The organism is Rhodoflexus caldus (assembly GCF_021206925.1).
GTDB lineage: Bacteria > Bacteroidota > Bacteroidia > Cytophagales > Thermoflexibacteraceae > Rhodoflexus > Rhodoflexus caldus.
In genome coordinates this window covers 25,063-48,343 of record NZ_JAJPRF010000003.1, presented here as the reverse complement: position 1 = coordinate 48,343, position 23,281 = coordinate 25,063, and the positions used below count along the sequence as shown (strand labels likewise).

Annotated in this window: 16 protein-coding genes; 12 read left to right on the top strand and 4 right to left on the bottom strand. The window is 48.3% G+C overall.

The window, feature by feature from the left end:
* Positions 1 to 163: 163 nt before the first annotated feature.
* The 5 genes from cdaA (at position 164) to NDK19_RS04435 (ending at position 7,717) form a co-directional block, all read left to right on the top strand.
* Positions 164 to 976, top strand: a complete 813-nt coding sequence (gene cdaA / locus NDK19_RS04455; RefSeq protein WP_250630646.1) for a diadenylate cyclase CdaA — start codon at positions 164 to 166, stop codon at positions 974 to 976.
* 81 nt (positions 977 to 1,057) lie between these two features.
* Complete coding sequence (locus NDK19_RS04450) at positions 1,058 to 3,499, top strand: TonB-dependent receptor plug domain-containing protein (RefSeq protein ID WP_250630645.1); 2,442 nt, start codon at positions 1,058 to 1,060, stop codon at positions 3,497 to 3,499.
* A 110-nt stretch (positions 3,500 to 3,609) separates the two neighbouring features.
* Positions 3,610 to 4,740, top strand: a complete 1,131-nt coding sequence (locus NDK19_RS04445; protein WP_250630644.1) for an MFS transporter — start codon at positions 3,610 to 3,612, stop codon at positions 4,738 to 4,740.
* An 84-nt stretch (positions 4,741 to 4,824) separates the two neighbouring features.
* Positions 4,825 to 5,769: a hypothetical protein gene (locus NDK19_RS04440; RefSeq protein ID WP_250630643.1), complete on the top strand. Its 945-nt coding sequence runs from the start codon at positions 4,825 to 4,827 to the stop codon at positions 5,767 to 5,769.
* Positions 5,762 to 7,717 (top strand): DUF3352 domain-containing protein, encoded by a 1,956-nt coding sequence (locus NDK19_RS04435; RefSeq protein WP_250630642.1) that lies wholly within the window; start codon positions 5,762 to 5,764, stop codon positions 7,715 to 7,717. The genes NDK19_RS04440 and NDK19_RS04435 overlap by 8 nt, the downstream gene beginning before the upstream one ends.
* Positions 7,718 to 7,947: 230 nt before the next feature.
* On the opposite strand, the gene NDK19_RS04430 is transcribed toward NDK19_RS04435, so the two are convergent.
* Positions 7,948 to 9,771, bottom strand: a complete 1,824-nt coding sequence (locus NDK19_RS04430; protein ID WP_250630641.1) for an ABC transporter ATP-binding protein — start codon at positions 9,769 to 9,771, stop codon at positions 7,948 to 7,950.
* 223 nt (positions 9,772 to 9,994) lie between these two features.
* Here NDK19_RS04430 and rho point away from each other — a divergent pair, with 223 nt between their 5' ends.
* The 7 genes from rho to NDK19_RS04395 all read left to right on the top strand — a co-directional run bounded on the left by rho (position 9,995) and on the right by NDK19_RS04395 (position 16,407).
* Positions 9,995 to 11,764, top strand: a complete 1,770-nt coding sequence (gene rho / locus NDK19_RS04425; protein WP_250630640.1) for a transcription termination factor Rho — start codon at positions 9,995 to 9,997, stop codon at positions 11,762 to 11,764.
* Positions 11,765 to 11,803: 39 nt separating this feature from the next.
* The gene (locus NDK19_RS04420) at positions 11,804 to 12,751 is read left to right on the top strand and encodes an acetyl-CoA carboxylase carboxyltransferase subunit alpha (protein ID WP_250630639.1); all 948 of its coding nucleotides are present in this window, start codon (positions 11,804 to 11,806) and stop codon (positions 12,749 to 12,751) included.
* Positions 12,752 to 12,835: 84 nt separating this feature from the next.
* The gene (gene rpsF, locus NDK19_RS04415) at positions 12,836 to 13,210 is read left to right on the top strand and encodes a 30S ribosomal protein S6 (protein ID WP_250630638.1); all 375 of its coding nucleotides are present in this window, start codon (positions 12,836 to 12,838) and stop codon (positions 13,208 to 13,210) included.
* Positions 13,211 to 13,215: 5 nt separating this feature from the next.
* Entirely contained in the window at positions 13,216 to 13,470 is a 255-nt protein-coding gene (gene rpsR / locus NDK19_RS04410) for a 30S ribosomal protein S18 (RefSeq protein WP_250630637.1), read from the top strand.
* Between the two features lie 36 nt (positions 13,471 to 13,506).
* Entirely contained in the window at positions 13,507 to 13,950 is a 444-nt protein-coding gene (gene rplI, locus NDK19_RS04405) for a 50S ribosomal protein L9 (RefSeq protein WP_250630636.1), read from the top strand.
* A 104-nt stretch (positions 13,951 to 14,054) separates the two neighbouring features.
* Positions 14,055 to 15,131 carry an Ldh family oxidoreductase gene (locus tag NDK19_RS04400; protein WP_250630635.1) on the top strand — a complete coding sequence of 359 codons (1,077 nt, stop codon included), beginning with the start codon at positions 14,055 to 14,057 and terminating at the stop codon, positions 15,129 to 15,131.
* A 67-nt stretch (positions 15,132 to 15,198) separates the two neighbouring features.
* Positions 15,199 to 16,407 (top strand): chorismate-binding protein, encoded by a 1,209-nt coding sequence (locus NDK19_RS04395; RefSeq protein WP_250630634.1) that lies wholly within the window; start codon positions 15,199 to 15,201, stop codon positions 16,405 to 16,407.
* Here the strand turns inward: NDK19_RS04395 and NDK19_RS04390 are convergent.
* From NDK19_RS04390 to NDK19_RS04380, 3 genes are read right to left on the bottom strand one after another with little or no spacing between them, the layout of a single operon-like run.
* Positions 16,391 to 18,511 (bottom strand): carboxypeptidase regulatory-like domain-containing protein, encoded by a 2,121-nt coding sequence (locus NDK19_RS04390; RefSeq protein ID WP_250630633.1) that lies wholly within the window; start codon positions 18,509 to 18,511, stop codon positions 16,391 to 16,393. The two genes, NDK19_RS04395 and NDK19_RS04390, sit on opposite strands and share 17 nt — an antisense overlap.
* Before the next feature lie 50 nt (positions 18,512 to 18,561).
* A complete protein-coding gene (locus NDK19_RS04385; RefSeq protein ID WP_250630632.1) occupies positions 18,562 to 19,629 on the bottom strand; it encodes a PorP/SprF family type IX secretion system membrane protein in 1,068 nt (355 codons plus the stop codon).
* A 4-nt stretch (positions 19,630 to 19,633) separates the two neighbouring features.
* Entirely contained in the window at positions 19,634 to 23,209 is a 3,576-nt protein-coding gene (locus NDK19_RS04380; RefSeq protein ID WP_250630631.1) for a T9SS type B sorting domain-containing protein, read from the bottom strand.
* Positions 23,210 to 23,281: the final 72 nt, after the last annotated feature.

Sequence of the window (23,281 nt, the reverse complement as noted above, 5' to 3'; positions counted from 1 at the left end):
TGTAAACCCGCCCGATGTGCTTTACAGGCGAACGCAAAAATTTGCCTGCTTACTTATACACATCAACCAAAAAAGCGCTTGGACTTGTGTAACTTTGACGCGATTTAGGGCGTAAGGAAAATTGGTTGCGCCAAAAGGCTTCATTTCTTTTGCCTACAATTACTTGATACTCGTACCGGCTTTTCATATTGGCTTCTTAGAAATCAAATGGGCAGACATTTTTGATATAGCCCTTGTCAGCGTTTTGCTTTTCAGCGTTTACAAGCTGGTAAAAGGAACGGTGGCATTGCGGGTTTTGCTCGGCCTGTTGATATTGTACCTGCTGTTTTTGGTGGTTCAAGCCACCCAAATGGAGATTTTGACGCTCATTTTAGACAAGTTTATGAGCGTAGGTATCATTGCCGCACTGATTATATTCCAGCAGGAAATCCGCAAGTTTTTGCTCATCCTTGGCAAATCGGCCGATATACAGGGGCTGCAACTGCCCGCCATTTTCAAACGGAGGGGGCGCAGCGAAAACGATTTTGACATTCACGACTTGCTGGAAGCAATGAAAGTCATGGGCAGCACACATACAGGTGCATTAATTGTGCTTTCCCGCAACGATGAACTGGATGCTTACTGCGAAACGGGCGATATGATTGACGCTATGATTTCCAAGCGCCTGATTATCTCCATTTTTTCTAAAAACAGCCCGCTGCACGATGGTGCAATGATTATCGTAAGCGGTCGCATCAAGTCTGCCCGCTGCATCCTGCCTGTAACCGACAATAGGAACGTTCCGCCTAATATGGGGTTGCGCCATAGGGCAGCTATTGGCATGAGTGAGGCAACCGATACACTTGTGTTGGTTGTCTCCGAAGAAACAGGACATGCTTCTGCCGTGCGCAACGGCAAAATACTGCCTGCGCTGAATTTAGTAGAACTGCGGCAGCAAATACAACGCTACCTTTATCCGAACGAGGAAGAAGATTGACAAAAAACGGCTGCTTTTTAAGCGGGTTGTCAATAAAAAATAACTACCTTTAACGTAAAAGTTTTCCTTATCGTCAATAATATGCGCATTATCTTGTTGCTTCTGCTTGTTTGCGCCGCTTTTTTAATAAGCTGGCGCAATGACCCGCCTTTGGAATCGCTTGCCAAAGCCCTGAAAAACTATACTGACACCCGCGTAGAGGAAAAAGTATGGCTACATACTGATAAGCCTTATTATGCCTCCGGTGAAGTTGTATGGCTTTCTGCGTATGTCAATGAGGCCAATTCTTGGGCTTTTTCTCCTTTGAGTCGCATTTTATATGTAGAACTTATCAGTCCGGAGGCAGCAGTGCTGAAGCGACTCACTTTACAGGTAATCAACGGACGCAGCAAGGGAGATTTAACACTTCCCGATACACTCAAAGCGGGAACGTATCGCCTGCGAGCCTATACCAACTGGCAACGCAACTTTGGCGAAGAAACTTTTTACGACCGTCCGCTGACCATCCTGAGCGGAAGCGAGGTAGAGGCCGGAACGAATCAGAAACCCGCCTTAAAGGTGAATTTTTTTCCTGAAAGTGGTCAAATGGTCAATGGATTTCGCAATCGCGTAGCCTTTAAAATCACGGATTTATACGGCGAGCCTTTGAATTTGGGCGGTATTATTGTCAATCAGGACAATAAATTGGCAGCGCGAATGAATGCCGTGCATGACGGCTTGGGAAGTTTCCGCTTAGTGCCGCAGGCCGGCGACAACTACCTTGCCCGCGTATATTTTCCCGACAGCACTTATCAGGAGTTCCCCTTGCCTGCTGCTCAGCAGAGCGGTATTATGATGAACGTATTGCACACGCCCGCCGACACAGCCTATCGCGTGCAGGTGTATGCAAGCGAGCCGTATGTAGCTGCTAAAACAGGTATATTACTGGTCGTTCAGGGGCGCGGCGAAATGGTTTTTGCCGTTCAGGGAAAAATAGACAATGCATTGACCAATATCCGCATCCCCAGGCGCGGGTTGCCCGAAGGGATTCTACAAATCACACTTTTCACTAACGAATTGGAGCCACTGGCAGAGCGATTAGTGTTCAATCGCACGCCGCAGAGCGATTTGCAGGTGAAAATTACACCTTCTGCCAATACCGTTGGCAAGCGCTCTTTGGTTTCGTTAGATGTAGAGACTACGCTGAATGGCAAGCCTACTGCTGCTTCCCTGTCGCTGGCAGTGCTGGATGCCGACCGTTTGCCCGAAACGCAGCCTTTTCCGGAAGATTTGATGAGCTACATGATGCTTACTTCCGAGCTGCCGGGTTTGATTCGTAATCCGTCATTTTATTTACAAAACAATGAAAAAGCCTATGAGGCACTGGACTTGCTGATGATGACGCACGGCTGGCGCAGGTTTGTATGGAAAAAAATTCTGAATCCCGATTCTTTGCGCTACGTGCATAAGATTGAGCAAACTTTTGCTATCAGCGGGCAGGTGCGCGACCGCAAAGGCGCAGGCATACCCGATGCCAAAATGATGGTACTCCTCCAAAAACCGATTGGCAGAACCATTCAACTTACCGCCAATGAGTATGGGAATTTTCTTATTACCGATTTGGACTTTACCGATTCGCTGCAATTCTCCATTCAGGCAAGCACAGCCAAGGGCAACCGCGAAAATGTACAAGTGGTATTGGATAAGCGCAGTTACCCTGCCGTCAGTCCGATGAATTATATTACGCAACCTGCCTCTTCGCTGATGTCTTACATTGAAAACTGGCAGAAACAGGCACAGGCTAACCGTACCTACGACGGGCTTGCCGACCGCTATTTACAGGAAGTGGTCATAAAAGACACGAAAATTAAGCCGGAAGATGAAATCACACAGGGGCGTATGCTGGTTGCTCCCGATGCCATCCTGACGTATAAAGACATTAATTTTACTACGGCTGCTCCTTCCGGCAACGTATTACAGGCATTGCAAGGGCGTATTGCAGGGGTTATCGTAGGTGTAGACCAATACGGCAATGCAACAGTACAGATTCGCGGAGTCAATTCATTCAATAGTGGTACAGCCCCCTTACTGTTGATAGACGGGATGCCTATGAGCGATATTTCGGCAGCCCGCAGCATTCCGCCAAGTGATGTGGCCGCTGTGGAAGTACTGAAAGGAGCAGGCGCTGCTGCCTATGGTGCAAATGGTGCCAACGGAGTGATTAACATTATTACCAAGCGGGGGAACAACATTACAGACACAACGCCTTTGCCGGGTATTTTCCATTTCAAAGAGGCCGCCTACTACAAAGCCCGTGAGTTTTATGTACCGGACTATGCCAAAGAGCCTAATTCGCCTAAGCCTGATTTGCGAAGCACGCTGTACTGGCAGCCTGTTATCCAAACCGACAGCACAACAGGCAAAGCCAGAGTAACATTTTATACAGCCGATAACGCTGCCCGTTACCGCTACGTTGTGCAAGGCACAAACGGCATGGGTAATTTTGGTATTGGTAAGGGACATTTGCTGGAAGTGAGGCAATAAGTCCAAAATAATCGGTTAGATGTTGTAACATTGAATGGTGTTATGCGTACACTCACATATACCCCTTTTTTCACTCAACAAATACCTTAATTACCTTTTATGTAACCCATATGGCAAATCTTGCTAATCAAGCAACATTTACTGCTACGCCTACTGTTCATGCTCCTGTTTCACCGGCAATCCGCTGGTCTCAACTGATAGCTCTTACTTTATTGAGTGCTTCTATTGCTATTAGCTGGGTAGCTTATCATAACTTTCAGGAACCCCTACTTGCGCAATTTGGCTTTGAGTACCTTGGCAGGTTTGTGTTGGTAGCACAGACAGTTATTTTATTGGTTGTTCCGCCATTGGCCGGACGGCTGGGCGACCGCTATCGTGCCAAAGGCGGTAACAGTCTGCCCGTTGTGATGGCCGGTATCGGTATTGTAGCCATGATTTTTATGAGTGTGGCAACAACTATTGCGATTTCGCCCGATGGTATTTTCCGCTGGCTGTTTCCTGTATTGGTAACACTCTGGCTGATTGCAATGAATATTTTCCATGCGCCTGCACTGGCAGGTCTGGAAGACATGGTTTCGGCAGAGAAAATGCCTGTGGCCGTTGGTTTACTCACCCTTGTTACCGATTTGGCTTACTCACTTGAACCCGTTATCGTACCGATTGCACAGGCTATCGGTGCACCTGTTACATTTGCCGCAGGTGGCATTTTGATTCTCTTGAGTGGTATTCTATACCGCAACGAAATGAGGAACGTTCGTACAGGCAGTATGCAGAGCAGCCGACAAATAAAAGAGATAAGCCGCTCAGGTTTTGTCATGGTATTCATAAACGGGCTTTTGTTAGGTATTTGTATGGCATTTATTCAAGAAATTCTGCCAAATATGGAGATAGTACGTCAAGCTGTGATTGGTGGCGAGCAGTTAGCCGCCGCCATACTGGCAATGGCGGCAATATTAGCATTTTTTGCAGGCCGTATAGTTGTACAATTAGGTTGGCAGAACGTTTTTATACCCATTGCTTGTTTGACTTTATTATTGATAGCTGCCTTTTGGCTTCCGCTGCCTTCGTGGCTGTTTGCCTTAGTATTGGGTGCATTTGTTATATCAATGGCTTTTGCAAGTGTAACAGCATTACCATCAAGTTTTGCAAGATTGCGACCGGAACACAAAGCGCTGGGCATTGGCTTATTTTTGGCAGGTACTGAGTTGATGGCCGGTATGATTCGTTTGGGACTATTTTAAACGCATTCTTTTTATAATATCACCAACTATTTTTGAACAATAGTTTCAGCCCCCTTTGCATTAATTTGCAAAGGGGCTTTTTCTATGTTGCCTGTTATCCGAACAATACTCTATCTGCGGGCAGTAGCTTTGGTGCGCAGTCTGCGCGATTTAGGCCTGTGGCGTTTGCTGCTGTTGCTATCCTTTGTGCTGTGGGCAGCATTTCGGTTGGTAGCCTTGCAAAGTCCACTGGCTTTATTACTGACGGCGGTAGTCATTATTGTCGGGCTGCATTTCAGCCGAAGCGACCGTTTTTTCCTCCAAACACTTACCCCACAGTGGGCATGGCTGATGCGTACCGAATATGCTTTGCTTGCTTTGCCGTTTTTTATCGGAATGATTACTTGGGCATACTGGCAAGGGATGCTTGTCTGGCTGGTGGTGTGGTGGCTGTTGCCCGATGCACGAATGCCTGCCATGCGCAACACAGGAAGTTTGCATCTGTTCAACCGTTTGCCTGCCGATATGTACGAGTGGAAAGCAGGCCTGCGCAAAAATGGGTGGATTTTACTGGCTGTATGGGTACTGGCGATTTTTTTCTATTGGGCAATGGTGGCACAGGTCGCTTTGCTGCTGTTGTACTTGCTGATAATAGGTTCATTCTATATTTTTTGTGAACCGCGAGTGTGGTTAGATATGCAGGGCGCGGCGCAATCGCAGGTTTTTTTATGGCACAAAGTTCAAAAGGCTTGTTTGGCTGCTGCTATCGGGGCACTGCCTTTTTATTTGCTGATTGCCATTTTCCACTGGCAGCAGGCATGGCTGACATTGCTACTCTTACTTGTTGCCTATGCCTATATCAGCTATGCCATTTTTTTGAAATATGCGCTATATGCCGAAGGAAGGTCTTTGGAGCCGTTTATGTTGCATCATCTTATCTTTGTCGGCAGTTGTGTAGTGCCTGTATTCGTACCCGTGGCGGCTTTCTTCTGGTGGAGCAACTACCGCAAAGCCCGCCAAAACTTATCTGACTTGTTCAACCATGCGTAAAGTAGTTTTATTTCTAATATTTGTTGCCTGCCTGCTGTACTTGGGTTGGTACTATATCGGGCAAAAAATAGGCAACCTGCCGCCAATGAGTTTGGTGCCTGCCGATGCAGTATTTGTCATAGAAACCGACGAACCGATAGAAAGCTGGCGCGAAATCAGCCGCAGTGCTATTTGGCAGCACTTGCGCAAGCAGCCCTACTTCGGTGCGCTGACCGAAGGCACCAATGCGCTGGACTCTGTGATTGAGCAAAACAGCGAGTTGTTCAAACTGCTGGGTTCAAGAAATGTACTGGTTTCGGCACATGTTTATAAACCTTCGGACTACGACTTTCTGTTTGTTGTAGACCTCGAAAGCGCCGCAAGGCTCACCTTTTTGCAGGAATATCTGGTAGCATTGCCTTTTTCGGGGTTCAACCTTGCCAAACGCGACTTTGATGGCACGGTCATCTACGAATTTCGGAACAGAAAATCGGGAGCACTCATTTCGGCGGCCTTTGTAGAAAACCTGATGGTTTGTTCTTTTCAGGGCAAATTGGTAGAAAATGCACTTTTGCAGCGAACCAATCCGCAGTTGGTACAAAACCCCAAATTTGTACAGGTAAGCAAAAAAACGTCAAATAGCGGATTGTTCAAGTTGTTTTTCAATTATGCGTACTTAGACGATTACTTTCGCTGCTATATGCCTCCCAATGATTTTATTGACGGCATCAGCAAAGAATTGGCATTTACGGGCGGCAATTTTTACACAGAGGATGACCGATGGCTGCGCATCAGCGGGCTGACCAATTTGCCCGATTCGGTACATTCCTACTACCGCGCCCTGTTGCAGGCCGGGCAAGGGCGCATGTCTGTACACGAAGTACTGCCACAACGCACCGCCAACTATCTCACGCTCACCTGTAAAGATTTTTCCGTTTTCTACAATTCGTTTGAAGAAAAATACAAAGAAGACGCTGCCGCATGGAGTGATTATCAGCGCAACGTGCAGCAGATAGAGCGCTTTTTGAAATTGGATTTCCGCGAAAGTTTCATCAACTGGATTGGCGAGGAGGTAGCCATTGTGCAGTTACAGCCCGAAAGCAGCCGCGGCGAAAAAGACTATGCCGTATTCATCAAAGCCAAAGACAAAACCATCGGGCGCGAGAAATTGGACTTTGTAGGCGAGCAAATCCGCAAGCGAACCCCCATGAAATTCATTGAAACCGAACACAAGGGCTATCCCATCAAGTACCTGACCATCAAGTTTTTTTTTCGTTTGTTTCTGGAAAAGTTGTTTAAAAAATTGGAGCGCCCCTACTTCACCTATATCGGCGATTATGTGGTTTTCAGCAACCATCCGCAAACCCTGAAAAACATCATAGACGACTACGAGGCAGGCCGTACACTGGCAGCACAACAGGGCTTCAGCGAACTGATAGAGCAGACATCGCGTGCAGGCAGCATTTTTATGTACATGCAAATGCCTGTCATGTTCCCCACGATGCGCTCCATGGTTTCTCCTGCTACTTGGGCAAGCATGAACGCAAACAAGGCGTATATTAACTGCTTTGAACATGTGAGTTTGCAACTGATTGGCGACGATGAAGTATTTGATACGCAGTTGCTGGTGCGGTTTGATGCTGAGGCAAGAGAGAGTACTCCCGTTGTCGTTCCGGCAAACCCGGAGCAAGACTCGGCAGCCGTTACCGAATCAACAGACGAAATAATCATCGGCGACATCAACGCCAAAGTGCAGACCGAATACTACGCTGACGGCACAAAGAAACGCGAAGTAGAAACCCGCGACGGTTTTAAACACGGAGACTACCGCGAATATCACCCTAACGGCAGAATCAAGGTGCGTGGACGCTACCGCAACGACAAAGCCGACGGCACTTGGCGCTACTACGACACCGACGGCCGCGAAATTGACAAAAAGCGATTTGACAAGGGAGTTGAAGTGAATTAAAGACAGTTTTTGGGATTTATTGAGGTTTTTGCGGAGAATAAGGCGTATATTCACCGCATATTTTACGGAGAATAGATATTCAGTACCTGACAGAAAAGCAAATCCTCCGCAAAACAGCCGCAGGCGGCAGAAGTACGGCTTATGAATTGGCAGAGTGAAGCAATAGGAAGCAAAAAAAAACCGACACAAGTTGTTTGTGTATAGTGTCGGGAGGGTTTCAATAAGCCGTTTTAAAACGTCTGTAATTGGGTCAGTTTGCTGTACATGCCTTCAAGTGCAATCAGCTCGCGGTGCGTGCCTTGTTCAACAATGCGCCCTTCCTGAATGACGGCAATTTCATCGGCATTTTGCACCGTACTCAGGCGGTGTGCAATAATCAATGTAGCACGGCCTTGCATCACATTTTCTAATGCTTCCTGCACAGCCTTTTCCGATTCGGAATCGAGCGCAGAGGTTGCCTCATCCAAAATCAGGATAGGTGGGTTTTTCATAACGGCACGGGCAATGCTGATGCGCTGCCGCTGACCGCCGGAAAGTCTGCCGCCACGGTCGCCCAACAACGTATCGTAACCATTTTCCAACTGCATAATAAACTCATGCGCATTGGCAATGCGGGCAGCCTTTTCCACTTCCTCCATGGTTGCATGAGGCATACCAAAGGCAATGTTGTTGAAAACCGTATCGTTAAACAGGATAGGCTCTTGCGTAACAATGCCGAAAAGATTGCGGAGTGACTGCAACTCAATCCGACGAATATCTACGCCGTCAATGCTGATGTAGCCTTGCACGGGGTCATAGAAACGGGGTAGCAAGTCGGCCAGCGTAGATTTTCCGCCTCCCGAAGGGCCAACCAACGCCAGCGATTTTCCTTTTTCCAATCGCAGGTTGATGTTTTGCAGCACCATTCGCTCGCCGTATGCAAACGATACATTGTGCCATTCAATTACTTTTTCCAAACCTTTAATGGTTTGTGCATCGGGTGCGGACTGGATGGCAGGCTGAGTATCCAGCACCTGTAAAACGCGCTCCATGGAAGCCACACCCCGTTGCAGGGTGCTGACAGCCGTTGAAACCGACTTTGCAGGGGTGAGTATCTGTGTAAAAAAAGCAATATAAGTCAGAAAAGAAGAGGCTGCCAGCTCGCCGCCGAATACCATTTTGCCGCCGTAGAGTAAAATTCCCCCCACTACCACTGTACCCAATACCTGTGAAAGGGGCGAGGCTAAATCGCGCTTGTTTTCAATGCTGATGGTCAGGCGGCGATAAATTTCGTTGCGTTCGGCAAATTTTCTGTTTACATACCCCACTGCATTAAAGGCCTTCACTACTTTAATGCCGCCGAGCACTTCGTCGGCAATATTGACAATTTTGCCGAGCATATCTTGTCGGTCGCGGCCTTCCCTGCGCAGTCGCTTGCTGATTTCTGCAATAATGGCACCGCTTACAGGCAGAAAAAGCAAAGTGAAAACCGTGAGTTCTACGGACAGATACAGCAATGCACCAAAAAATATGATGATGGTAACAGGCTCTTTGATGATGGATTTGAGCACGGTGATAACCGTAACCTCTACTTCCTGCACGTCATTGGTCAAGCGCGAAAGCAAATCGCCTTTTTTTTCTCCTTTGAAATAGCCCAAATGCAGGTCGGTAAAACGCTCGAAAAGAGCCACCCGAATGTCGCGAATCAGCGTATAACACAACTGATTCATGCTGTACTGAGCCAAATAAACAAACAAATTGGAAAGCACCACCGACACAACCAACACCGCACACACCATTTGCAACGATTGCATAGGCCCGTATTCTGCCACAGATAGGCGAAGACGGTAATTGAAGTAGGCAGTAGCATACGCAATAATGTTGCCGTCGAACATCGGTTCTTTCAGCGATGTGGCGGTGGCAGGCACTTTTTCAAACAGAACATCGAACAGCGGAATAAGCAGCGAAAAATTGAGTGCACCAAATACAACCGACAGCAGCAGCACCAACATGTAGAAGGGCAAAAAACGCCCCCATGCATCAGTAAACGACAGGATACGCCAAAAAACTTTCATTGTGCAATGTTAGACGGAAAGCATGGAAAAAGAAAATAACGGCAAAAAACAGGTGTAGTATTTGCTTATTAGGTGTATAACCCGTATTATTGCGCAGTTATTCCTTTTTTTGCTTCTCTCCACAGAAGCTTTTTAGTGCGTTCCATTTCTGATTCAATTTAAAAATTTCTTGTCCTTCCTGCTGCTGACCGCGTCGCAGCAATAACTTATTTTCCGCATTTGTATGTACAGTATTGAAGAGTTGAACATTAAACTCTTGTCAGAGGTCAGGCAACTGGCTGAGGAATTGGGTGTGAAAGTTGTGGGCAAACCCACCAAAAAAGATTTGATTGCCAAAATTTTAGAGCATCAGGCCTCCGCGCCCTCTCCTGCCGCAGATACAGTTACTGAAACTGAAAAGAAACCCGAAACAAATACCCCTACGCTGAAACTCCGCAGAGAGCGTCAGAACGTAGCGCCACGTGTAGAAATATCGGTACTTGAACAGCCTCCCGCCACACAGGAGCCTGTTCGGGAAAAGAAAAGAACAAGGGTAAATAAACGTGAACAGCAGCCGTTGGAGCCGGTTCATAATGACGTATTTGAACAAGAGAACCTGCCGATAATGCCTTTGGAAGAAGATTTTACGGCAGATTTTATGATAGATGCCACTGCTTTGCCACCCGTGGCCGATATGGAAATGGCAGAACCGATAGTTGCACCGATAGTTGCACCGGAAACAGATACACCGCCAACTTCCGAACAATCCGTTATTGCCGAACAGCGCCCGCAGCGCCGCCCCGAAAACGAACGTCAGGGGGGCAACAGCGGTCAGTCGTTTCAAAAAGGAGCGCAGCGCCCGCAGCAGCAACCGCAACCTAAATACACCGTGCGAGACTTTGACGGCGTTATTGAAAACGAAGGCGTGCTGGAAATTATGCAGGACGGTTACGGCTTTTTGCGTTCTTCCGACTACAACTACTTGGCCAGCCCCGATGATATCTATGTTTCTCCTTCACAAATCAAACTGTTCGGCCTGAAAACAGGCGATACCGTGCGTGGAACCATTCGTCCGCCCAAAGAAGGCGAAAAATACTTTGCCCTGTTGCGGGTAATTACCGTAAACGGCAAAACAACCGAGCAAGTGCGCGACCGCGTTCCGTTTGAATATCTCACGCCGCTGTTCCCCAACGAGCGCCTGAAACTGAGCCATAAATCAAGCGAATATTCCACCCGTTTGTTAGACCTTTTTGCGCCTATCGGCAAAGGCCAACGCGGAATGATTGTGGCACAGCCCAAAACAGGTAAAACCGTATTGCTCAAAGAAATTGCCAACGCAATTGCCAAAAACCATCCCGAAGTATATCTCATTGTATTGCTGATTGACGAGCGTCCGGAAGAAGTAACCGATATGGCACGCAGCGTCAATGCAGAGGTAATAGCATCTACTTTTGACGAACAGGCTGAACGCCACGTCAAAGTATCCAGCATTGTATTGGAAAAAGCCAAACGAATGGTAGAGTGCGGCCACGATGTGGTAATTCTGTTAGATTCCATTACCCGCTTGGCACGAGCTTACAACACGGTTGTACCTTCCTCCGGTAAAATTTTGTCGGGTGGTGTAGATGCCAACGCACTCCACAAGCCTAAGCGATTCTTTGGTGCAGCCCGCAATGTAGAGAACGGCGGCTCGCTAACCATTATCGCTACTGCACTGATTGACACAGGCTCCAAAATGGACGAAGTGATTTTTGAAGAGTTTAAAGGTACCGGCAATATGGAATTGCAGTTAGACCGCAAACTGGCCAACAAACGAGTATTCCCTGCCATAGACATTCCGGCATCGGGTACACGACGCGAAGACCTTTTGCTCGACAAAGATACCATGCAACGCGTGTGGATTCTGCGCAAGTACATGTCCGATATGAATTCCAGCGAGGCTATGGAATTCCTGCTGAACAACATGAAAGGAACCAAAGACAACGAGGAGTTCCTGCTCAGCATGAACAATTAATCTACTGATTCATCATTTGTCCTACTCATAACAAACAAGATGTTGCTCGATTTTGAAAAACCTATCGCCGAGTTGGAAGAAAAACTTGCTGAAATGAAGCGGTTGGCAACCGAAAACGGCGTAGATGTTTCCGAACCCGTAAAAACGCTGGAACGCCGCATCAACGATTTGAAGATAGAAACCTATCGCAATTTAACCCGTTGGCAGCGCGTACAACTTTCCAGACATGTGGACAGACCCTATACGCTGGACTATATCTACAACCTCACTACCGACTTTATCGAACTTTTCGGCGACCGCAACATAGCCGACGACAAAGCAATGGTAGGCGGTTTTGGCACCATCGATGGGCAAACTTTTATGCTCATAGGTCAGCAGAAAGGCCGCAATACCAAAGAGCGCCAATTCCGCAACTTCGGTATGGCCAACCCCGAAGGCTACCGCAAAGCGCTGCGCCTGATGAAACTGGCCGAGAAGTTCAATAAACCCATTGTTACTTTTATTGATACGCCCGGCGCTTTCCCGGGTATAGAGGCCGAAGAACGCGGGCAGGCAGAAGCAATTGCTCACAACCTGCGCGAAATGTTCATGCTGAAAGTACCTGTCATTTGTATCATTATCGGCGAAGGTGCATCAGGCGGAGCTTTGGGCATTGCCATTGGCGACCGCGTTTTGATGCTGGAAAACACTTGGTATTCCGTGATTTCGCCCGAGTCATGTTCTTCTATTCTGTGGCGAAGCTGGAACTACAAAGAGCAGGCAGCCGAAGCGCTCAAACTCACCGCAACCGATATGCTGGCATTTAAACTGATTGACGGCATTATTGACGAGCCGCTGGGAGGCGCACACAAAGACAAAGCCGCCATCATTCAGACCGTAAAAGAGGCCATCCTGAATAACTTCCGCGAACTGAACGCCCTCTCTCCGCGCGAGCGCATCAATCAACGCATCGAGAAATTTGCCGCTATGGGTGTTTATGCGCAATAAGTATCGGGAAATACTTGTTTTTCAGATGTTTTGGTCTAACTTTGCCCCCTCAAAATTAATCTTAAACGTTTGTAGCTAAATTTTATGAAGCCAAACCACTATGAGACTGTATTCATTTTAACTCCCGTTTTGTCTGATGCTCAGATGAAGGATGCAGTCGAGAAATTCAAACAAGTGCTGACTTCGCTCGGTGCGGATGTGTATCACCACGAAGACTGGGGGCTTAGAAAGCTCGCCTATCCCATTCAGCACAAGAGCACAGGTTTTTACACATTGTTCGAGTTCTCTGGCCAGCCGGATGTTATCAAAACACTGGAAACCGAGTTTAAGCGCGATGAGCGCGTAATGCGCTTTTTGACTACCAAGTTAGACAAACACGCCTTGGAGTACAACGAAAAACGCCGCAAAGGCGCATTCAACAAAAAGTCAGAAACTGCTAAAACCGAAACCGAAGCCTAATAGCCATGACACTCGTAAACGAATCAGTTGTTAGAAACAACGAAAACAAGAAAAAGTACTGCCGTTTCAAGAAGAGCGGAATTAAGTACATCGACTACAAAGACGCGAACTTTCTGTTGAAATTCGTAAACGAACAAGGTAAAATTTTACCTCGTCGCCTGACAGGAACCAGCCTGAAATTTCAACGCCGCGTAGCACAAGCCGTGAAGCGTGCCCGTCATCTGGCGCTGTTACCATACGTAACCGATTCGCTCAAATAGTCTTAGTTAACCACCAACAATTATCGAATTGCTGTCATGGAAATTATTCTCAAAGAAGATATCGCAGGTTTGGGCTATAAGAACGACATCGTTGATGTAAAGCCCGGCTACGGCCGCAACTACCTCATCCCTCGCGGGCTGGCTATTGCTGCCACCGAGTCCAATAAAAAAATTATTGCCGAAAACGTGCGTCAGGCTGCTCACAAAGCCGAAAAAATTAAGCGCGAAGCACAAGAACTGGCCGACCGTATTGGCGATTTGGTGATTCAAATCGTAACCAAAGCCGGTGAAAGCGGCAAAATCTTTGGTGCGGTTACTACTACTCAATTGTCTGAAGCTCTGAAAGAAAAGGGCTTTGACATTGACCGCAAAAAAATTGTTTTCAAGAGTGAAATTAAAATGCTTGGCCAATACACTGCCGTGCTCGACCTTCACAAAGAAGTGAAGAAAGAAGTGGCAGTAGAAGTAGTTGCCGGCTAATCACTTATTGACCAAAAGTAGAACTGCATGAGTTGCGGGTTAAAGCCAAAAGCTGATAACCTGCAACTCTTTTTTTGTGATACCATCATCCCTGTCAGTTGCTTATGCAAACTTTTCCTTACGAATCGCTCTACCGGTTTGTTTACCAAGTATTTACTGCCATTGGCTGCTCTGAGGCCGATGCGATTACTGCCGCCGAGGGTTTATTGATAGCCGATTTGCGCGGTATAGATTCGCACGGAGTCGCCCGACTTTCAGGATATGTGCGTCTGTGGGAAGCGGGGCGGATTAACCCAAAACCCAACATCCGCATTGTACACCAAACCCCCTCTACCGCTACCATTGACGGTGATGCAGGACTGGGGTTGGTGGTAGCGCCTTGGGCAATGAAAGTTGCTATCAAGAAAGCCCAACAGGCAGGGACGGGATGGGTAAGTGTGCGAAACTCTAACCACTTTGGTATTGCAGGCCATCATGCCATGCAGGCACTTGCCTACGATATGATTGGCATGGCGATGACAAACGCCAGCCCACTGGTTGCGCCCACTTTTTCCTTAGAGCGCATGTTGGGCACAAACCCGATTGCTGTGGCTATTCCCGCACAGGAGCAGCCGCCTTTTGTGGCAGATTTTGCCACTACTACAGCCGCCAACGGCAAGTTGGAAATTTTACAGCGCAAAAATGCCGATGCTCCGCTGGGATGGGTGCAAGACAAGGCAGGCCAACCAACCACCGATGCCAATGCGTTGAAAAAAGGCGGCGCATTGCTGCCGCTTGGCTCCGACCGCGAACATGGCAGCCACAAGGGTTACTGCCTCGGTTCTATCGTAGATATTTTTTCAGCAGTACTTTCCGGTGCAGGCTATGGCCCTTGGGCACCGCCCTTTGTTAGCTTTTTGCCACTGCCTGCCGACCCTGTGGGCGAAGGTTTAGGCCACTTTTTGGGTGCTATGCGCGTAGATGCATTCCGCCCTGCCGAAGAGTTTAAACACCACATGGATAACTGGATTGGCCGATTTCGCAATGCAAAACCTGCTGAAGGTTACGAGCGCGTGCTGATTCCCGGCGACCCTGAGCGTGAGGCCGAAGCCGAACGCCGCCGTTCAGGTATTCCCTTGGTAGCTCCGGTAGTAGAAGATTTACAGCAATTGGCACAGAAATTTGCCATTGAATGGCTTTGAGTCCCATTGGTTGTTACAACAATCATTGTCATTTTAGCGTTTAAAAGCTGAAGATGTTTGTAGCCTTATGTTGTCTGCGCCGCACGTTGGCATTGCCGCCCCTGTCAGTTTAGCAACGGAAATCAGTCACCTGATTGCTTATATCAGTGCCGAAAACCGCCCGTTTGCTGTTTGGAAACTGCCCGAAAGCAACCTCATTCATTTGATTGCAGGCTTTGCGCCGCAGGCACAGCATCACCTGCAAACAGACTTGGAGGCGCTGCCTGCCGGTTTTGTTGCAGCACCGTTTCACGCCGAAAAGGGGGTGTATTTTATACCAGCCGATGAACATTGGATATGGGAAACTGCACCCGAGGGAATTGTAAAACGCATCAAGGGAGCGGAGCTATCGGCACAAATGCCTGCGGAGAAGTTTTCGGTGCAGCATTTGAAAAATTATGTAAAAACAACTGCCGTAAGCGGTAATTCATCGGAAAGTTTTCGGGCAGCGGTAGCGCAGGCCGTAGCAGCAATCAAGAGGCACGAATTTCAAAAAGTGGTGCTTTCTAAGCAAAAGGAGGCCGCCATGCCTGAGGGATTTAATCCTGCAGAAGTATTTGTTGAACTTGTCAAGAGTTATCCCAATGCTTTTGTATCCTTTTTTGCAATTCCGCAAGTCGGAGTTTGGATGGGTGCTACGCCTGAAATATTAGTGAGCGTGGACAGGTATCAGATTTTCCGCACCATGGCGCTGGCAGGTACACAAGCCAAAGGTACGCTGACCAATTTGCAGCAGGCAACATGGACACAAAAAGAAATAGCCGAGCAGGCAATGGTAAGCCGCTATATCATCAATTGCTTCAAAAAAATCCGTCTGCGCGAGTTTGAAGAAAACGGCCCTCGAACAGTGGCAGCAGGCAAGCTCATTCACCTGCGAACCGATTTTGAAGTGGATATGCGCGCAACCAATTTCCCTCAGTTAGGGACGGTTATGCTTGAATTGCTGCACCCTACATCGGCAGTTTGCGGAATGCCCAAACCTGCTGCAATGGAGTTCATAGCTGCCCATGAACACTACGACAGGGCGTTGTACAGCGGCTACATCGGCAGCGTAAATATTTCAGGCGAAAGTCATTTGTTTGTAAACCTGCGTTGCATGCAGCTACAAGCAAACAGCCTGATTTTATACGCAGGAGCCGGCATTACGGAAGATTCCATCCCCGAAAAAGAATGGAACGAAACCGAGATGAAGTGTGAAACCATGCTGCAATTGATTCAACCTACCGATATACAATGATAAATTCAGTACGGCGGTTGGCACGACGCTGTTCGGGGGTGCAGTTTTTGCGCACACAGTCGTTGCGTTGGCGTTCAGCACCAAAACTTCTGATGGCCACCACTCGCTCGCGCCACAACCCGTTTTTGAACAGATAGGCTGCGGCTGCATTGGCGCGTTTCAGTGCTATTTCATATACATTTCGCGAAGATTCGTGCAAACCTGCATGGGCTTCTATGGCAATTTTTACCCCGGGGTATTCTGTTAGCAGTTGCAGGATGCGGTTTAGCTCGGCTTTTACCTCATCGTTAAGAATTTCGCGGTCGGAAGAATAATAAATCGTCGGCACGGAAACATCCAACGGAATGGGGTTGTAATTAACGGGCTTTAACGGCAGCAGAACCTCCTGAGTTTTTCCCAATTCCACATCGCTGCCTTCGGCAATCATGTAATCTTCCATCTGATAGCCGAGTATCTGCGCTTCTAATTTATAAACAAGTCCCGAGTCTGCCTTGAAGGTAGCAGTGCCGTCTTTGGCGGTGTACAGAAAGCGAGTTTCGCCTGTTTTCGGATTGGTTAAATATACGGTTGCGTTTTCCAGCGGTCGGTTGGTTTCCTGATTGACCACAATGGCCTTTATGTAGCGGTTAGTAGCATTATTAACTACTTCCTCGCGAGGCAAATCTACGGTCATCTCAATAAACTGCCCCATGTACTTAGGATTGGTAGTAATCCGATAGGGCAGACTTTTTTGGTAGCCTGTTGCTTCCGCAAACAGTTTGTAGGTGCGCCCTTGTTCTATGATAAACAAGCATGAGCCGTCGGGGTCGCTGCGCTTCTCGTACTTTTCGCCACTTGCCACATCTTCCAGTACAAGATGCGCATCAACCACCGGAATGTTTCCCGATGATTGTTTGGTGTTGCTGACGGCCTCCCGCACTTGTACTTTCAATGACTGCCTGTACAACGGCAAGCTCATCAGTAAGTTGATATTCAGCGGAATAGGTTCGGTAATGCCGATGGTTGAAAACTCTGTATCCTCTGTGCTTTGATAACCTACTTTGGAAACGCCTATTTGGTACTTATGGTCATTCTGAACGGTGAACAGATACCTTCCTTCGTTGTCGGTAAAGGTAATTCGGATATCGTCGGTGTAAATGTCCCGCAGTTTGACCAGTGCGCCTCTGACCGGCTGACGGTTGGCTGTATCTATAACACTGCCGGAAACCTCCATTTCAAACTGTTCATACAGGTTTTCTCCGCTTTCGGTTAGGTTGCGCGTATGATGCAATTTTATAACGCTGACGGCGTAAATGTCATAATTTCCCCGTCGGTCGGAACTGAAGTAACCGATTCGCTGCGCTTCGTTCATAATCAGCGCAAAGTCATTATCGGTTGAGTTGAAAGGAGGAGGCATTAAACGACATTCTTGCAGTTGGCCTGCTATGGAAGGTACTTCATAAATATCAAATCCGCCATAGCCGTTGTTGCGGTTAGAAGCAAAGTACAGGTTGCCTTCGGGATGAATGAAAGGGGTTATCTCATCTTGCGGCGAGTTAATGCCTGCCCCTGCATTAACAGGTGCTGACCACTTGCCCGTGCTGTCTTTTCTTACGACATAAATATCCATTCCGCCCCGACTGTCGGGAAGATTGGCAGCAAAGTACAGCGTGTTGCCGTCCTCCGATACCGATGGATGGCAAACCGTAACACTGTCGGGCAGATTCCGCAGCACAGGCAATGCGCTGTACCATACGTTACTCGATACAAGGGCTTCGTATATGCGCGATGTTTGCGGGTTGCGACCAGATTTTGACAAATGGCGACTGTAAAACATGCGATTTTTGCTTGTCGCATAGGATGCGCCGGAGAGAATACCCTGTTCTTCTCTTTTTTGCGCAATGAATACGCGCCTTCTGGCCGAATAGCTGCTGTCCGGATGTGGTAACAGGTAATAGTTTGCGCCGCTGTTGCTGAGGTTGACGGGCGATTTCAGTTTTCCCGCAGCCAAGTAATAGAACTGATTACCGTAGAACACGGGGAAAGCCTCATCGCGTTGCGTATTGAGGCGCAATAATTTTATCCGAAACCGTTCATCATTATTCTGCCCGTATACATGTGTCATACAGGCAGTCCATAGTAAACCAATCAACAAAAATACCCGCATACACAAAATCAGTTAGTCCGGCGACGTGAGCGCAGATTCACGTTGGGCTTCTTTTTAGGATTTTTCTTCAAATGTATGTTGTTGGGGCGATAAACAGGGCCGGGTTTGGAAGGATGCTCTACCTTGCGTCTTATGTTAGTGTTGGAGCGACCTTTTGGTGCACCGTAAGTCTTGGTTTTCAGGTGATTAAATTTGTAGCCCAGCATAATTTCGTTGGTGCTGCCTACTGCTCCCTGCAACTCGGAAACGCCAAAGTCGCGGGAGAATCCGAAACGGAAGTTCTTCACGTTTACGCCAAGAGCAGCCACGGCACTGTAGCTGGTGCGGAATGCCGCATTGAACCAAAGGGTATTGTTCCATGTGTACTGTGCACCTACATCAAATTGCAGCGGCACGTTACCCACCTTGCGCAACATCAGCATCGGCTCTATCCGATGGATTTCATCGTAGGTTTTCAGCGTACACTTGGCTGCAAGCAAAAAGTGTGGTTGTAAATCAATATCATTAGTGCCGTTGTCAATGGTGCGGATACCTGTTGTAAGAAATTGAGGCATAGTAAAGCCTATCTGAAACTTGTCTTGAAAGATATAGTTCAAGCCGAAGGTAAATTCTACGCCTTGGTAGTTGCCTGTATTGTTGAGCAACTGCGGGTCGTTAGGATTCAGGATATAGGCATTGTTGAAGTCTATGCGATTGGTAACAAGCCCGCCGGTAAGTCCGAATGAGAAAACGGAACTGTTTTCATACAGCTCGAAAAGGTGGTAAGCATAGCTGAACTGTACTTTGTTTTGCTGAAATAACCCGATTCTGTCTTGGTACACATTAATGCCAAACCCTGCCTTGTTTTCATAGAAAGGCAGGTCTAAGGTGGCAAGTATGGTTTGTGGTGCACCTTCTAAGCCTTCCCACTGGCGGCGGTAGGTCAGGTTCATGGAAGCAAACTTATCCAGCCCTGCCCATGCGGGGTTGTAGATAAACGGGTTATGAAAATACTGGCTGTACAGTGGCACTTGCTGGGCGTATGCGAAAGAGACGCATCCAATAACGCATACCCATATCAGTAAAAATTTTTTCATAGTTTTAGTTGAGTAACGTGAATGAACCCGTCTTTGGTCGCGAGGTGCCTTCTATCCTGAAAATGTAGAAATACACACCCGTGGGTAGTGCTTTGCCGTCTATGGTGCCGTCCCAATCGTTGGTATAGTTGCGTTTTTGGAGAATTTCCTGCCCCCAGCGATTGAAGATTATCAGCGTATTTTGAGGGTACAGTTCTATATTCTTCACGTGCAAAAAGTCGTTCAGCCCATCGCCGTTGGGTGTAATCACATCCACAATATCAACCAGTAGTTCGGGGTCGGTGGCTACTCGCACTTCTATGGTATCCTGTCCGACGCAACCTGCCGCATCTATACCGCGCACAATGTACCGAGTAGTTACGCGCGGGCTTGCAAGCGGTGTAGCAATAGAATCGTTGTCTAACCCTTCTTTGGGTGTCCATACGTATCTGCTTGCGCCTGTTGCCCGCAGCCGAACGCTTCTGCCAAATATAACCGTTGTATCAGGCCCCGCATTGACGCGTGGCAAAGGCAGTACGCGTATGGGTACCGATAAGCTGGTATCGCTGAAGCATTTGTTTTTCACAATGCGGCGATAAAAACTTGTACTATCCGGTGTTGGGGGTACTAAAAACGGCCCTACTTCGCGCGGGATATCGCGCCATGTGGTGCGGTTGGTAGAAATTTGCCATTGATACTCAAATACGCCTGTGCCGTCTTGCGGAATAGAAGCCTTAATGGTATCAGGCTGTGCCCCTTTGCAAATGGTCAGGTTGGTTGTCAGAATGATATTGTTGCGGATGGGACGAGTAACAAACACATTGACAACCTGACTTGTATCGGTAAAGCATTGGGTAGAAACAATGCGGCGGAATCGGGTAGTTTGTACCACATCGGGGAAGTGGTCGCGCTCTGCTCCAACGGATATCCAAACGTTGGGGCTTACTTCGCGCTGCCAAATGTAGTCATAGCGTCCGTCGCCGCCCACGGGCACGCTGCCGCGCAGCGTATCGGGTTTTTGCCCGAAGCATATTTCCTGATTGTCGCGGATGCGGTTGTTTTCCAAGCGGTTGATGATGCGTATTTGCACCATATTGCTCGTGTCGGGGCTGCAATGGGCGGCTTGCACAATGCGACGGATGAGCGTGGTGCGTACCAGTCCCTGCGGTTGGAATACGGCAGAGGTATCGGCCAATGCCCAACGCACACTGTCGGTGGAAACCTCCCAACGATAGCGATAGTTGCCGCCGCCGCCGGTCAGTTGTTGCCCGCGCAGTGCCTGAATAGGATTGCCCTCGCAAACTTCCTGCGTAACAGGTGCTATGCGGTTGCCGGCCAGTCGCGGAACAACCCGAAGCGAAACAGCATTGCTTGTATCGGTGCGGCAGCCGTTGTTAAGCAGCCTTCGGAAATATTGCAGCGAAAGGCGCAAGGTATCGGGCGTATAATCTACCCCCTTGCCTAAGTCGCGGCGGCTGAGGGTGGAATCTACATTCGCCCAATTGACCGAATCGGGCGAAATTTGCCACTGAATATTGAATCTGCCGCGCTCTTGCGGACGTGTTGCCTGAATGGTCGGCGGTTTGTCGGTCAGGCAAATAGTCAAATTGCCGCTTGTAACCTTGTTTTCTCCAAAGTCAAACGCACGGTTGATTTGAACAATGTTACTTGTATCGGTAAAACAGCGACTCCGTACAATGCGGCGGATGAGGGTAGTATCGGATACGTTGCGGATGAACAAATCGAGCGTGTCGGAGGTAGCCCGATTGTTCCAGTCGCGCCCGTTTAACGAGCTTTGCCAGATGTAGCTGTACTGTCCGCCTCCGCCTTTGGGCTCGGGGATGATGCCGCGCAGCTTGATAGGCAATGTATCATTGTCGCAAAGGGTTTCTCGGTCTGCTTCAATAAAATTTCCTTCAATAGGCGGCGCAATGGAGAGGGTAACTATGTTGCTTGTATCGGTAACGCAAGGGCCGATTACTAAGCGGCGGAAATAGGTGGTTGCTGCCAGTACGCGCGGCTGAAATACGGAAAAAGTATCGGCGCGGGTGAGCGAATCGGCACGTACCCATGCGCGACGGTCTAAGGAACGTTGCCAAAGGAATCGGAAGTTTACTGTATCGCGAACGGTGGTAGAGTCTAAGCGGACGGTATCGCGCAGGGCTCGCGGTCGCTGCCCCGGGCAAAGGATTTGGTCAAACCCGACTAAGTTGGGGCCAAACTCAGGGGCTACTACCACTCGGATAACATTACTTGTATCTACGGCACAGGAGCGGTCGGAAACTATGCGGCGGAAATAGGTCGTATCTTGCAGTGCCTGTGGTCGGAAGTTGGCAGTTGCGTCCTCGTCTGACCAATCTATGCGATTCTTAGAACTTTGCCACTGGTAGCGGTAGTTGCCGTCTCCTCCTGTTACGGGGCGTGTTCCTCTGAATGTGCGGATGCTGTCGCCGGGGCAATAGATATAAGAAGATTCCACCACATTGTTGCGGATACGCGGCACAAACAGCACGCGTATGACGTTGCTCGTATCGGTTACGCAGCGGTCGTCGAGTGCCAATCGGCGCAGATAGATACTTTGACCGATTACAGTTGGCCTGTAATCTTTGCTGTTAGGCCCTACATCTGTCCATGTGAGGCTGTCGGTAGAGCGTTGCCACTGATAGCGCAGCGTGCCCACAGCCCCCGATGCCTGTTCGCCCGTGAAGGTGGGCACGGGTGCTCCTTCGCAATAAACGGTTTGGTTGGGGCCGATGCGTGAACCGGTAATAAAACAGGGTGTAACAATAATGCGGACAGTGCGTCGGAATAATGTAACCCCCGAAACCAACCGATTGGTTACGCGCAGCACAAAGCGCCCTTGATGCAGGTTGCGTGCAACATCGGGAAAATCCAGAATTCCTGCATTAGGGCTGGCTGAGCCGAAAGGCTGCCCGTCTTTCAGCCATTGGTAAACGTTGGCTGTGCCTCCGATTTCACCATTGAAGCGAAAAGCATCTTTTTCGTTGAGCACAATCACCGTGTCGCGCCCGATGCTGTCTTGCGGTGTCAGCGTAAAACCTCTGCCTATGTTGGGCTCAAAACTGTCAAATGCCAAGTTGTTATTCGCAACATTAAGCGTTCGCAGGGAAGTAACCGTAGCAAAACTCGGAATGCCGGTAATGCGGTTTTTACTCAGATTGATAGAGGTAATTTTAGTGAGAGTGGCAAGTTCCCGTGGTATGGTGCCTGTAATCGCATTATCGGAAAGGTCTAATTCGGTCAGTTCGGTTAGTTTGTTGATATCAGCAGGTAGCCTGCCTGTGAGCTTCCTGCCCGGTAAGTTGATTTTAACGATGCGCCCCGTACTGTCGTTGGGTTCGCAGGTAATGCCTGCCCATGTATGAAAAGTGGAAACCGCATTGTTAGCATTTACAGGCCAAGGCATACCGGCACCTGTCCAGCTTGCGCCCCCCATTTGTTCAAAAATAGCTTTCAGTACGTTGAGTTCTTCCTGTCGCCTTTGTTGCATGGGGTTTGGAGTTTGCGCAACAAGCAAGGCAGGAACAGCTACGAACAAAGCAAAAAACAGCAGTAAATATCGTACGATGCGATGAGTCATTGGGATGGTACAAATCAGACTTTCAAAGATATCTAAATTTACGGTACAGCATGAATACCATAAAAATTGTAC

Coding starts and splice junctions, on each gene's coding strand:
- rpsF (WP_250630638.1), top strand. CDS start 12,836: ATGAAGCCAAACCACTATGAGACTGTATTCATTTTAACTCCCGTTTTG.
- NDK19_RS04430 (WP_250630641.1), bottom strand. CDS start 9,771: ATGAAAGTTTTTTGGCGTATCCTGTCGTTTACTGATGCATGGGGGCGT.
- NDK19_RS04420 (WP_250630639.1), top strand. CDS start 11,804: ATGTTGCTCGATTTTGAAAAACCTATCGCCGAGTTGGAAGAAAAACTT.
- NDK19_RS04385 (WP_250630632.1), bottom strand. CDS start 19,629: ATGAAAAAATTTTTACTGATATGGGTATGCGTTATTGGATGCGTCTCT.
- NDK19_RS04445 (WP_250630644.1), top strand. CDS start 3,610: ATGGCAAATCTTGCTAATCAAGCAACATTTACTGCTACGCCTACTGTT.
- NDK19_RS04380 (WP_250630631.1), bottom strand. CDS start 23,209: ATGACTCATCGCATCGTACGATATTTACTGCTGTTTTTTGCTTTGTTC.
- rplI (WP_250630636.1), top strand. CDS start 13,507: ATGGAAATTATTCTCAAAGAAGATATCGCAGGTTTGGGCTATAAGAAC.
- NDK19_RS04440 (WP_250630643.1), top strand. CDS start 4,825: ATGTTGCCTGTTATCCGAACAATACTCTATCTGCGGGCAGTAGCTTTG.
- NDK19_RS04435 (WP_250630642.1), top strand. CDS start 5,762: ATGCGTAAAGTAGTTTTATTTCTAATATTTGTTGCCTGCCTGCTGTAC.
- NDK19_RS04395 (WP_250630634.1), top strand. CDS start 15,199: ATGTTGTCTGCGCCGCACGTTGGCATTGCCGCCCCTGTCAGTTTAGCA.
- NDK19_RS04400 (WP_250630635.1), top strand. CDS start 14,055: ATGCAAACTTTTCCTTACGAATCGCTCTACCGGTTTGTTTACCAAGTA.
- NDK19_RS04450 (WP_250630645.1), top strand. CDS start 1,058: ATGCGCATTATCTTGTTGCTTCTGCTTGTTTGCGCCGCTTTTTTAATA.
- rho (WP_250630640.1), top strand. CDS start 9,995: ATGTACAGTATTGAAGAGTTGAACATTAAACTCTTGTCAGAGGTCAGG.
- rpsR (WP_250630637.1), top strand. CDS start 13,216: ATGACACTCGTAAACGAATCAGTTGTTAGAAACAACGAAAACAAGAAA.
- NDK19_RS04390 (WP_250630633.1), bottom strand. CDS start 18,511: ATGACACATGTATACGGGCAGAATAATGATGAACGGTTTCGGATAAAA.